Here is an 11,012-nt window from a genome sequence, read left to right as displayed (position 1 = left end):
CTACCCACCCCCCACACCCAACCACACCTCCACGCACGTCCCCTCACCCGGGGCGCTGTGAAGCACGAACTCGGCGCCGACGCTGAGGGCGCGTTCGCGCATGGAGTGCAGGCCGAGGTGGCCGGGGAACTCGCGGTGGGGGTCGAAGCCCTTGCCGTCGTCCCGGACGCGCAGGCGCCAGCGGTCCTGGCAGGGCTCGAGGGCGAGGCTCACGCGGCGGGCCTGGGCGTGCTTGATCACGTTGTTGAGGGCCTCCTGGGCGATGCGGTAGAGGGCCTCCTTGGCGGGGAGGGGCAGCTCGGGCTCGTGGGGGAGCTCGAGGTCGAACTCCAGGTTGTGGCGCAGGCGCAGGGCGCGGGTCTGCTTGTGCAGCGCGGCCACCAGGCCCTCGCGCTCGAGCGACTCCGGGCGCAGCTCGAAGATGAGGTTCTTCATCTCGGCGGTGGCGGTCTCGGCCATGTGCAGCACGTAGTCGAGGGAGCGCAGGGCGTCGGCGGGGCTGTGGGGCAGGGCGGCGCGGGCGGAGTGCACGCCCAGGTTGATGCCGTAGATGGCCTGCGAGACCGAGTCGTGCAGGTCGCGGGCCAGGCGGGTGCGCTCCTCGAGGGCGGCCTTGCCCCGCACCTCCTGGAACAGCCGCATGTTCTCCACCACCAGCGACACCTGCGAGGTGATGGTCGAAAGCTGCAGCAGGTCGGAGATGGCGGGCTCGTCGTCCTCGGCGTAGTAGGCCACCACCGCCCCCAGCACCCGCTGGCCCTGCACCAGCGGGGCCGCCGCCACGGTGTTCCAACGCACCGCGCGCAGGGCCTCGTGCAGCGGGGCGTAGCGGGGGTCGCTCAGGGCGTTGTCCCGGAAGCGGCGCGCCACGTCCATCTCGCGCCGCTGGGCCGTGCGCTGGCTGGGCAGGCGCTCGCCCGCCGCCTGCACCGCCGTGAAGCCGGCCAGCAGCGCCTCGGGGAGGCCGAAGGAGCCCATGCTGGTGATGCTGAAGTCCTCGCGCATCAGCTCGACCGTGCAGGCCAGCGCCCCCGTCACCTCGGCGATCTGGGCCGCCAGGCTGTCGAGGTTGGTCTGCATGGGGTCGGAGAGGCTGAGGCTGTTGGCGATCTGGGCCAGGGCCAGCGCCTCGCGCTCGGACTGCTGCAGCAGCTCGATCAGGCGCTCCTGGGCGGCCTCGGCGGCCTTGCGCGCGCTGATGTCGATGCCGGAGGTGACGAGGTAGGCCACCCGGCCCTCCGCGTCCTTGAGCGGGGAGATGATGAAGTCGAGGGTGATGCCGCCGTCCTTGGTGCGGGTGGGGAGGTCGAAACGCACCACCTCGCCCTGCCGCGCCCGGCGCAGCCCGTCGAAGAGCTGGGCGCGCACCTCGGGGCTGTGGCCCCACCAGAAGGTGTCCTCCAGCCGCTGGCCCAACACCTCGCCCGCCTCGAGCCCCGCCGACTCCAAGGCCGCCCGGTTGATCTCGATGAGCACCCCGCTGGGGGTGGTGACCCCCACGAAGGCCACCAGGCTGTTGATCACGTCGCGCACGTGCCGGCTGGCCTGCTCGAGCTCGGCCTCCAGGCGCTTGCGCTCGCTGATGTCGGTGGCGGTGCCCAGCACCCGCGCGGGCCGGCCCTGCGCGTCGTAGAGCACCCGGCCGCGGTCCCAAAGGTGGACGTAGTGCCCCTCGCGGTGGCGCACCCGGTACTCGGTGGAGTACTCCCCGCCCTGCCGCAGCGCCTCCTCCATGGCCTGCCGCGCACAGGCCGCGTCGTCGGGGTGGATCTGGGCGGCCCACCACTGTGGGTCCTGCGGCGCCTCCTCGGGCAGGTGGCCCAGCGTCACCGCGAAGCCCCGCGAGCGCCACACCGTGTTCTCCGGCAGGCGCCACTCGTAGAGGAAGCCCCTCGAGGAGGCCTCGGCGAGCTGGAAGCGCTCCTCGCTCTTGCGCAGCGCCTCCTCGACCTGCTTCTGCGCGCAGATGTTCTGCGCGGCCAGCCCCACCCCCAGCCGCTCGCCGCCCGGGCCGCTCACCGGGAAGCAGCTCACCAGCCACCAGCCCCGCGGCGTCACGATCTCCAGGCCCTCCACCGGCTCGCCCTGCTCCAGCGCCCGGCGCAGGGAGGGCTCGAGCGCGGCGGCGCAGTCGGGGAAGGCCTCGGCCACGGGCCGGCCCAGCGGCCCGGCCTGGCCGGAGAGCTCGGCGAGGCGGGGGTTGGCGCGGCGCAGCCGCAGCTCGGGGTCGAAGAAGGCGAAGGCCAGCGTGGCGCTGCCTAAGAAGCCTTCCAGCAGCGCGGCGCTGTGCTGGGGCTCGGGGAGGGCGGGCTCCGCCACGGGCCGCCCCTTCAGTTCTCGAGCTGGATCAGGCCCTCGCGCAGGGCGAAGAGCGCGGCCTGGGTGCGGGAGGTGAGCCCGAGCTTGGAGAGGATCGAGCTGACGTGGGCCTTGACCGTGTTCTCCGAGAGGTTGAGCTGCTTGCCGATGCGCTTGTTGGAGTAGCCCTTGCCCACCAGGCACAGGATGTCCACCTCGCGCGGGGTGAGGGGCTCGCGCATCTCGGGGGTCTTGACCTGGCGCATCAGGCGCTTGGCCGCCTCGGGGTGCAGCCGCACCTCGCCGCGCCCGGCGGCGTGGATGGCCTCGATGAGCTCGTAGGGCTGGCTGTCCTTGAGCAAGTAGCCGCTGGCCCCCGCCTGCACCGCCCCGATCACCTTCTCGTCCTCGAGCACGCTGGTGAGGGCGAGCACCTCGACCTCGGGGTGGCGGCTCTTGAGCTGCTGGATGGCGCTCACCCCGTCCATCACCGGCATCAGGAGGTCCATCAGCACCACGTTGGGCTGTAACTGCTCGACCGCGCGCAGGGCCTCCTCGCCGTTGGAGACCTCGCCCACGACCTCGAGCGAGCCGTCCTGCTTGAGGAAGAGCTTGATCCCTTCGCGTACCATCGGATGATCGTCCACCAACAGGATGCGAACCCTGGAGTTCATGCGCGTTCCTTTCAAGGGGCGCCGGGAAGGCGCCGAATTAATGCTCGTTAAGAAGTCTCCCGGATCATGCTGAAGGCACCCTGAGTCCTTCCGGGTTGGCACTTTAGTGTTAAGGTCCGCCCCTTCCACACGCCGATGGCAGCCGCTGGCCCCGGTGCCACACTGGACGCACGTCGGCGCGGAAGGAGGGCTTTAGAGCGTGAACCGGATCACCCCCACGGCAACCACCCCGACCGGCGCGCCCCCTGCCCGCCCCCGCGGCCGGACGTCGGGCCGAAAGCCAGCGCGAACGACGGCTCGCCCTTGGCGAGCGCAGACCCTGGGGTAGCCCCCTTCACGGGGAAGCCCCGGGCCAGACGAGCGCGGCCATCCCGGCCGTACCCCTTCCGGGGAGCGGGATGCCGGGCTGAACCGGAGGATGACGATGTACGTCGCAGAGGCTAGCGTAGGGGTCGAAGCCAGCGTCCAGGAAGCCTGGGCCTTCGTGTCGAACTACCAGAACTTCGACCGCTTCATGTCCAACGTGCGCGAGGTGCGAAAGCTCGACGAGAACACGTCGGAGTGGCACCTCGCGGGGCCTTTGGGCATCCCGGTGTCCTGGAAGGCGGTGACCAAGACCTTCGAGCCGCCCTCCACCCTGGCGTGGGAGTCGCTCGAGGGCTCGATCAAGACCCGGGGTTTCATCACCGTGCGGCCCGAGGGCACGGGCTCGAGGATCACGGTCCACGTCGAGTACGACCCGCCGGGCGGCGCCATCGGCGAGGCCTTCGCCAGCGTGTTCAAGGACCCGCAGAAGATGCTCGAGCACGACCTCGAGAAGCTGGGGGCCCTGCTCTCGGGGCACCCGGTGGAGGCCCGGGGAAAGACGACGTGACCCAGGGCGGGCGGCGTACGGCGCGCCCGTCCCGGCACCCAGCGAACGGGCCTCGAGCCGATGGGGTGTGCTCGAGCCCTGCCCAGGCCAACCCCGCCCTGCTCTAAAGGAGTTCAGTTATGGCGAACGGACGCAACACCCGTGACTACGACGACGACCGCCGAGGCGGCGGGCGCGGTTCGAACCTGACGTACGAAGACCGCGCTCGAGGCGGGCGCCACTCCCACGGCGGGCGCGGCGACTACGACGACGACCGGGGCTACAGCTCCCGTTCCTCCCGCTACGACGAGGACGACGACCGCGGCGGCCGGGGCGGGGGGCGCGGCTTCGCGTCCATGGACCGCGAGCGCGTCAGCGAGATCGGGCGCATGGGCGCCCGGGCCCGCTGGGGCGACGACGAGGACTACGAGGACGACCGGGGCGGGCGCGGGGGCCGCTCGCGGTACGACGATGACGACCGCGGCTACAGCTCCCGTTCCTCGCGCGGCGGCTCCCGCTACGACGAGGAGGACGACGACCGCGGCGGCCGGGGCTTCGCCTCGATGAGCCGCGAGCGGGTGAGCGAGATCGGGCGGATGGGCGCCCGGGCCCGCTGGGGCGAGGACGACGACGACCGGGGCTACAGCTCGCGCTCGCGCGGCGGGTCGCGCTACGAGGACGACGAGGACGACGACCGCGGCGGCCGGGGCGGCCGGGGCTTCGCCTCGATGGGCCGCGAGGAACGGCGGGAGATCGCCAGCCGGGGCGGGCGGGCCGCGCACGAGTACGGCGACGCCCACGAGTGGGACTCCGAGGAGGCCCGCCGGGCCGGGCGCATGGGCGCACGGGCCCGCTGGGGCGAGGACGACGACGAGGACCGCGGGCGCGGGGGGCGCTATAGCTCGAGCTCCCGCTCCCGCTACGACGAGGAGGACGACCGGGGCTACAGCTCGCGCTCGCGCGGCGGGTCGCGCTACGAGGACGACGAGGACGACGACCGGGGCGGGCGCGGCGGCGGCCGGGGCTTCGCGTCCATGGACCGCGAGCGGGTCAGCGAGATCGGGCGCATGGGCGCCCGCGCGCGCTGGGGCGAAGACGACGAGGACGACGACCGCGGGCGCGGGGGGCGTTCCTCCAGCTCCGGCCGCGGCGGCTCCCGCTACGACGAGGACGACGACCGGGGCGGCCGGGGCTTCGCCTCGATGAGCCGCGAGCGGGTGAGCGAGATCGGGCGGATGGGCGCCCGGGCCCGCTGGGGCGAGGACGACGACGAGCGCAGCCAGGGCTCGCGCTCCTCGCGCGGCCGCGGCGGCAGCGACGACCGTGGCCGGGGCGGCGGCGACGACCGCGACCTGCCCGCCCGCGACCCCGAGACCGGCCGCTTCGTCAGCTCGAGCGAGCGCGGCGGGGGCGGGCGCGGGCGCTCCTCGCGGTAAAGGAACGGTTCTTGGCGGAGGGCACCGCCCCGGGTGGGGCGGTGCCCTCCGCGCCGAGGTGAAGCATGCGGGTGATGAACGCGATGGACTTCTTCGTCCGCGAGCTCGACGAGCTGCTCAGCGTGGAGCGCACCCTGACGCAGGGCTACCGCGGCATGCGCGAGCAGGCCCACGATCCCCGGCTCGGGCAGTTGCTCGGCGAACGCCTGCAGGCCGCCGAGGAGCACGTCCTCAACCTGCGGCTGGCCTTCGAGCAACTCGGGCGCGAACCGCTCGGCGAGGCCAGCCCGGGCGCCTCGGGCATCGTCGAGGGCTACCGCCTGGCCTCCAGGCGGCTCGAGCGCCCCGAACTCGCCGACCTGCTGATCACGGGGGCGGCCCTGCGGGCGGCGAGCTACGAGGTCGCCGGGTACATGGGCCTCATGGAGCTCGCGCGCGACACGAGGCTGGCACGGGTGGTGGGGCTGTTGCGGGAGAACCTCGACGACGAGGTGGCCTTCTCCCAGCGCCTCGCCAACCTCAGCGTGCGCCTCGCCCAGCGGCTGTGGGAGGCCGAGGACGGCGGGCAGGCCGAACCCCACGCCCCCTCCCCCGGCGAACCCAGCGCGACGTGAGGCGGGCGATAACCCGAAAGTGTAGACCCCCAGCCCCACCTTTCCCTGATGCCCTTTCCCTGCGGCCTGGCGACACTGAATTCAGGGTCGCGCTTCGCCAGGCTCGGCTGCCCGCACGGGTTTGTACCGCAAGACCTCCTTGGTTGGACACGGAGCCCTGCGACCCGGCTCCCGCTAGAACCGACCACCTGAAATTCCCTTAAAGACGGTCGGCCAGCCTGGCGAAGCGTGCCCCACCCGATCCGGGATCAGGAGGTGGCCGCGTGCAACAGACCGCGCTGGGGCTGTTCGACGAACCCGCTCGAGCCGAGCGGGCCGTGCAGGCTTTGGCGAGCGCCGGGGTGCCCCGCGAGCGCATCGTGGCCCTGAGCGCCGCCGCCGAGCACGTCGCCGCTTTGGCCCGCTCCGTCGGCCTGCGGCTGGCCGGGGAGGCCGAACTCCAGCCGGCGCTGGAGCGGCTCGGGGTCCCCCCGGACCAGGCCCGGCTCTACGCCCGGGGCCTGCGGCAGGGCGGCGTCGTGCTGCTGGTGCGGTGCGGGGGCAGGGACCCGGGCCTGGCCTGGGCCGTGCTGCGCGACAGCGGCGCGCTCGACCTGCAGGAGCACCCTTCCGACGCCCCCGCGGGCGGCCCCCCTCCGACGCACCCCAGCGGCCCGCCCGGCCGCTGAAGCTACCGCGCAAAGGAGCACTATGGCACAGCACAAAAGCCAGGAACCCCCGATGGAGCCGCCGGGCCTCGAGTCCGAGATGCGGCCCAGGCCCAAGGCCGAGGACCCCGGCTACCGGGGCTGCGGCAAGCTCGAGGGCAAGGTCGCCCTCGTCACCGGGGGCGACTCGGGCATCGGGCGGGCGGTGGCTATCGCCTTCGCCAAGGAGGGCGCCGACGTCGCCATCGCCTACCTCCAGGAGCACTCCGACGCCGAGGAGACCAAGCGCCGCGTCGAGGAGCACGGCCGCCGCTGCATCGCCATCGCCGGCGACCTGGGCGACGAGGTGGTCTGCCGCCAGGTGGTGCAGCGGGTGATCGAGACCTTCGGCCGCCTGGACGTGCTGGTCAACAACGCCGCCGAGCAGACCCCGCAGGAGCGGCTGGAGGACATCAGCGCCGAGCAGCTCGAGCGCACCTTCCGCACCAACATCTTCGCCTACTTCTACCTCACCAAGGCCGCGTTGCCCCACCTCAAGGAGGGCAGCGCCGTCATCAACACCACCTCCGTCACCGCCTACCGCGGCAGCCCGCACCTGCTCGACTACTCCGCGACCAAGGGCGCCATCGTGGCCTTCACCCGCTCGCTGGCGGGGAACCTGGTCAAGCGGGGCATCCGGGTCAACGGCGTGGCCCCCGGCCCCATCTGGACCCCCCTCATCCCCTCGACCTTCCCCGAGGAGAAGGTGGAGAAATTCGGCGAGGACGTGCCCATGGGCCGCCCCGGCCAGCCCGAGGAGGTCGCGCCGAGCTACGTCTTCCTGGCCTCCGACGACGCCTCCTACTTCGCCGGGCAGATCCTGCACCCCAACGGCGGGGAGGTCATCAACACCTGAGCCCCGCGGCGGCGCTCGAGGAGGGTGACATGCGGTTCATTCCCACGGCGGTCCACGGGCTCATCGACTACGTGATGGGGTTGTTCCTCATCGCCAGCCCTTTCTTCCTCGGCTTCCGCGACGACGGGGCGGCCACGTGGGTCCCGGTGGTGCTCGGGGTCGGCATGGTGCTCGTGAGCCTGTTCACCGACAACGAGGCCGGCCTGGCACGGCGCATCCCCATGCCCACGCACCTGGGGCTCGACCTGCTGAGCGGGGCCTTCCTGGCGCTGTCGCCCTGGCTGCTGGGCTTCAGCGAGCGGGTGTGGGTGCCGCACCGGGCGCTGGGGCTGGCCGAAGTCGCCGGCTCGCTGACCACCAAGGCCGTCCCGTCGGACCGGGCCGCCGAGCGGGCGGCGCGGCCGTGAGAGAGGAGGTGTGACGTGAGGAAGAAGACCGCCCGTTCGCCCGCCGCGCTGCTGGGCCTGGGCCTGCTGGGCTTCCTCGAGGGGAGCCTGCTCGAGCACCTGCTGGCGTGGCACCACCTGGGCCTGTTCGAGGCCGCGGCCGTGCTCGCCACGCGCTTCGCCCCCGGGCTGTTCCACCCGGCCCACCGTGTCCGGGACCGCTTCTGACGAAAGGAGAAGGCCATGAAAGAAGAACTCAAGACCCGCGAAAGCTCGACCAACTGGACCTCCGTCGCCTCCAAGATCGCCGCGATGGCGCTGGTGGGCACCGCCGCCTACGTGCTGCTGCGCAAGCCCCTGGCGCGGGCCGGCGGCCCGGTGCGCCTGACGCGAAGCATCACCGTCATGCGCCCGCGCGAGGAGGTTTACCGCTTCTGGCGCGACCTGAGCAACCTCCCCCGCTTCATGGAGCACCTCGAGAAGGTCACCGTCCTCGACGACAAGCGCTCGCGCTGGGTCGCCAAGGGCCCCGCCGAGGTGCGGCTGGAGTGGGAGGCCGAGATCACCCAGGACCGCCCCGGCGAGCGGCTGGCCTGGCGCTCGCTGCCGGGCTCGGAGCTGCCCAACTGGGGCGTGGTGCACTTCCAGGACTTGGGGCCCCAGCGCGGCACGCTGGTGCAGCTCGAGATGATGTACGAGCCCCCGGCCGGGCACCTGGGCGTGACGCTGGCCAAGCTCATCGGGCAGAACCCCGAGCAGCAGGTCGCCAATGACCTGCGCCGCCTGCAGCAGGTGCTCGAGACCGGCCACGCCGCCACCACCGAGGGCCAGCCCGTGGGCAAGGGGCAGCCGGCCGAGCAGGGCCGCAAGGTCGAGGGGAGCAGCACGTGAGCTCCCCCGCCCCGGAGGCCCGGCCGTGAAGGCCGTCACCTGGCAGGGCGTGGGGCGGCTGGGGGTGGAGAGCGTCCCCGACCCCCTCCTCCTGCGCCCCGACGACGTCATCGTGCGGACCACGCTGGCGACGGTGTGCGGCTCCGACCTGCACCTCTACGACGGCTTCATCCCCACCATGCAGCACGGCGACATCATCGGCCACGAGTTCATGGGCGAGGTGGTGGAGGTGGGGCCCGAGGTGCGCCGCCTCAAGAAGGGCGACCGGGCCGTCGTGCCCGCGGTGATCGCCTGCGGCGCGTGCTTCTTCTGCAAGAAGGAGCTCTACAGCCTGTGCGAGAACACCAACCCCAACGCCCACGCCGCCGAGCAGGTCTACGGGCACTCCGGGGCGGCCATCTTCGGCTACTCCCACCTCTTCGGCGGCTACGCGGGCGGCTTCGCCGAGTACGTGCGGGTGCCCCACGCCGACGTGGGCCCCGTCAAGGTGCCCGAGGGCCTCAGCGACGAGCAGGTGCTCTTCATCTCCGACGCCCTGCCCACCGGCTACCAGGCGGCCCTCTTCGCCGAGATCGAGCCCGGCGACACGGTGGCGGTGTGGGGCGCGGGCGCGGTGGGCCTGTTCGGCATGAAGTGCGCCTGGCTGCTGGGCGCGGGCCGGGTGATCGCCATCGACCAGGACGAGCAGCGCCTCGAGCTCGCCCGCCGCCACTGCCAGGCCGAGACCGTCAACTTCCGCAGCCTCGAGCACGACGGCCAGACCATCGTCGAGCGCCTGCGCGACATGACCGGGGGGCGCGGCCCCGACCGCTGCATCGACGCGGTGGGCATGGAGGCCCACGGCACCGGCTTCGGGCGGCTGTACGACGAGATCAAGACCCGGCTCAAGCTCGAGAGCGACCGCCCCTTCGCGCTGCGGCAGGCCATCCAGGCCTGCCGCAAGGGCGGAACCGTCTCGGTGATCGGGGTCTACGGCGGCCTGATCGACAAGTTCAACATCGGCGCCGCCTTCAACAAGGGCCTCACCCTGCGCATGGGCCAGCTCCACGCCCAGCGCTACGTGGGGATGCTGCTCGAGAAGGTGAGCAAGGGCGAGCTCGACGCCACCTTCCCCATCACCCACCGCATGAGCCTCGAGGAGGCCCCCCGCGCCTTCGAGACCTTCAAGAACCACCACGACGGGTGCTGCCGGGTGGTGCTACGGCCGTGAACGCCCTACCCCGCCCCCCCGAGAGCGCCGTGGCCCTGGCGCAGGCGCTGTTCTACCTCGCCACCGGGCTGTGGCCGCTGTTCGACCTCGCCAGCTTCGAGGCGGTGACGGGCCCCAAGACCGACGACTGGCTGGTGGTGACGGTGGGCCTGATGATCGCGGTGGTGGGGACGGCGCTGCTGGTGGGGGCGCTGCGGCGGCAGGTCGGCCTCGAGCTGCGCGTGTTGGCGGTGGGCTCGGCCCTGGCGCTGCTGTTCATCGACCTGCGCTACGTGCTGGGCGGGCGCATCGGCGCGGTCTACCTGCTCGACGCCCTGGCCGAGGCCAGCGGCGACGTGGAGGCGCTGGTGGCCCTCTTCGACCCCGAGGCCGAGCTGATGCGCCTCAACCACCTCGAGCCCGCCCGCGGCCTGGAGGGCGCCCGCCGCTCCTGGCAGGGCTACCTCGCCCAGTTCGAGGTCGTCCGCACCGAGTTCGGCCCCGCGGTGACCGGCGAACACGCCGCCGCGCTCGAGTGGCTCTCCGAGGGCACCCTGGCCGGCGGCCAGCCCATCCGCTACCGGGGCGTGAGCGTGCTCGAGTTCAAGGGCGAAGCCGTCGCCTGCCTGCGCACCTACTACGACTCCGCCGCCTTCCTCCCCGCCGGGGCCAAGGTCAAGGAAGGCCAGCCCACCCCCGAAGACCGGCCCCAGATGACCGGGTAGGACCCGAGGAGAACCCATGGCTGAGAACCCCAAAGACCCCAAAACCCCCAGCGACGCGCCGAGCCACGAACCCCTGATGAACACCGGCCCCGACGCGATCATCGGCTACAGCGTGGAGACCGGCGAGCCCCTCACCAAGCGCGAGGTCTTCGGCGAGGGTGACCGCGTGGGCGAGGCCCCCGAGCACATCCAGCCGGGGCCCGCGCTCGTGGGCCAGGACGACGCGCCCGAGAGCGCCCCCGTCACCGCGGTCGAGGAGCTCCGGGAGGACCAGCCCCCGCCCGACCGCGAGGCCCTCCTCGCCCGCGAGACCGACCTCTACGAGCCCAACCCCGGCTCCAGCGAGTCCGGCTGGCACAGCGAAGCGGTCGAGGGCCAGCACCCCGACCCCGCCCCCCAGAGCC

Annotated in this window: 13 protein-coding genes; 11 read left to right on the top strand and 2 right to left on the bottom strand. The window is 72.6% G+C overall.

The features are described 5' to 3' along the window. Both Mterra_RS14590 and Mterra_RS14585 read right to left on the bottom strand, forming a co-directional pair. The gene (locus Mterra_RS14590) at positions 1-2,319 is read right to left on the bottom strand and encodes a PAS domain-containing protein (protein ID WP_170159679.1); all 2,319 of its coding nucleotides are present in this window, start codon (positions 2,317-2,319) and stop codon (positions 1-3) included. 11 nt (positions 2,320-2,330) lie between these two features. Continuing rightward, positions 2,331-2,972 carry a response regulator gene (locus tag Mterra_RS14585; protein WP_027892064.1) on the bottom strand — a complete coding sequence of 214 codons (642 nt, stop codon included), beginning with the start codon at positions 2,970-2,972 and terminating at the stop codon, positions 2,331-2,333. Between the two features lie 424 nt (positions 2,973-3,396). On the opposite strand from Mterra_RS14585, the gene Mterra_RS14580 reads away from it, so the two are divergent. The 11 genes from Mterra_RS14580 to Mterra_RS14530 form a co-directional block, all read left to right on the top strand. Further along, the gene (locus Mterra_RS14580) at positions 3,397-3,846 is read left to right on the top strand and encodes an SRPBCC family protein (RefSeq protein ID WP_170159678.1); all 450 of its coding nucleotides are present in this window, start codon (positions 3,397-3,399) and stop codon (positions 3,844-3,846) included. Positions 3,847-3,965: 119 nt separating this feature from the next. Further along, positions 3,966-5,261: a KGG domain-containing protein gene (locus Mterra_RS14575; protein WP_119315836.1), complete on the top strand. Its 1,296-nt coding sequence runs from the start codon at positions 3,966-3,968 to the stop codon at positions 5,259-5,261. 65 nt (positions 5,262-5,326) lie between these two features. Continuing rightward, positions 5,327-5,875, top strand: a complete 549-nt coding sequence (locus tag Mterra_RS14570) for a DUF892 family protein (RefSeq protein ID WP_119315835.1) — start codon at positions 5,327-5,329, stop codon at positions 5,873-5,875. A gap of 263 nt (positions 5,876-6,138) precedes the next feature. Then, on the top strand, positions 6,139-6,543 hold the full coding sequence (locus tag Mterra_RS14565; RefSeq protein ID WP_119315834.1) for a hypothetical protein: 405 nt from the start codon (positions 6,139-6,141) through the stop codon (positions 6,541-6,543). 22 nt (positions 6,544-6,565) lie between these two features. Further along, positions 6,566-7,417: an SDR family oxidoreductase gene (locus Mterra_RS14560; RefSeq protein WP_119315833.1), complete on the top strand. Its 852-nt coding sequence runs from the start codon at positions 6,566-6,568 to the stop codon at positions 7,415-7,417. A gap of 29 nt (positions 7,418-7,446) precedes the next feature. After that, entirely contained in the window at positions 7,447-7,824 is a 378-nt protein-coding gene (locus tag Mterra_RS14555) for an SPW repeat domain-containing protein (protein ID WP_119315832.1), read from the top strand. Positions 7,825-7,839: 15 nt separating this feature from the next. Continuing rightward, positions 7,840-8,031: a hypothetical protein gene (locus Mterra_RS14550; protein WP_119315831.1), complete on the top strand. Its 192-nt coding sequence runs from the start codon at positions 7,840-7,842 to the stop codon at positions 8,029-8,031. A gap of 15 nt (positions 8,032-8,046) precedes the next feature. Further along, a complete protein-coding gene (locus Mterra_RS14545) occupies positions 8,047-8,694 on the top strand; it encodes an SRPBCC family protein (RefSeq protein ID WP_218022942.1) in 648 nt (215 codons plus the stop codon). A 25-nt stretch (positions 8,695-8,719) separates the two neighbouring features. After that, positions 8,720-9,904 carry a zinc-dependent alcohol dehydrogenase gene (locus tag Mterra_RS14540; RefSeq protein ID WP_119315830.1) on the top strand — a complete coding sequence of 395 codons (1,185 nt, stop codon included), beginning with the start codon at positions 8,720-8,722 and terminating at the stop codon, positions 9,902-9,904. Further along, entirely contained in the window at positions 9,901-10,608 is a 708-nt protein-coding gene (locus tag Mterra_RS14535; protein ID WP_218022941.1) for a nuclear transport factor 2 family protein, read from the top strand. The genes Mterra_RS14540 and Mterra_RS14535 overlap by 4 nt, the downstream gene beginning before the upstream one ends. Positions 10,609-10,624: 16 nt before the next feature. Next, positions 10,625-11,012, top strand: a 388-nt coding sequence (locus Mterra_RS14530; protein ID WP_218022940.1) for a hypothetical protein, incomplete at its 3' end; no start/stop codon positions are given.

Source organism: Calidithermus terrae, from assembly GCF_003574345.1.
GTDB classification, from domain to species: domain Bacteria; phylum Deinococcota; class Deinococci; order Deinococcales; family Thermaceae; genus Calidithermus; species Calidithermus chliarophilus.
Note: the sequence above shows the minus strand (reverse complement) of the source record. Positions and strands in the feature narration are given on the sequence as shown.

What these genes read in the sequence shown, in the direction of transcription:
- Mterra_RS14585 (WP_027892064.1), bottom strand. Translation starts at nt 2,972, where the DNA reads ATGAACTCCAGGGTTCGCATCCTGTTGGTGGACGATCATCCGATGGTA.
- Mterra_RS14580 (WP_170159678.1), top strand. Translation starts at nt 3,397, where the DNA reads ATGTACGTCGCAGAGGCTAGCGTAGGGGTCGAAGCCAGCGTCCAGGAA.
- Mterra_RS14575 (WP_119315836.1), top strand. Translation starts at nt 3,966, where the DNA reads ATGGCGAACGGACGCAACACCCGTGACTACGACGACGACCGCCGAGGC.
- Mterra_RS14570 (WP_119315835.1), top strand. Translation starts at nt 5,327, where the DNA reads ATGCGGGTGATGAACGCGATGGACTTCTTCGTCCGCGAGCTCGACGAG.
- Mterra_RS14560 (WP_119315833.1), top strand. Translation starts at nt 6,566, where the DNA reads ATGGCACAGCACAAAAGCCAGGAACCCCCGATGGAGCCGCCGGGCCTC.
- Mterra_RS14555 (WP_119315832.1), top strand. Translation starts at nt 7,447, where the DNA reads ATGCGGTTCATTCCCACGGCGGTCCACGGGCTCATCGACTACGTGATG.
- Mterra_RS14545 (WP_218022942.1), top strand. Translation starts at nt 8,047, where the DNA reads ATGAAAGAAGAACTCAAGACCCGCGAAAGCTCGACCAACTGGACCTCC.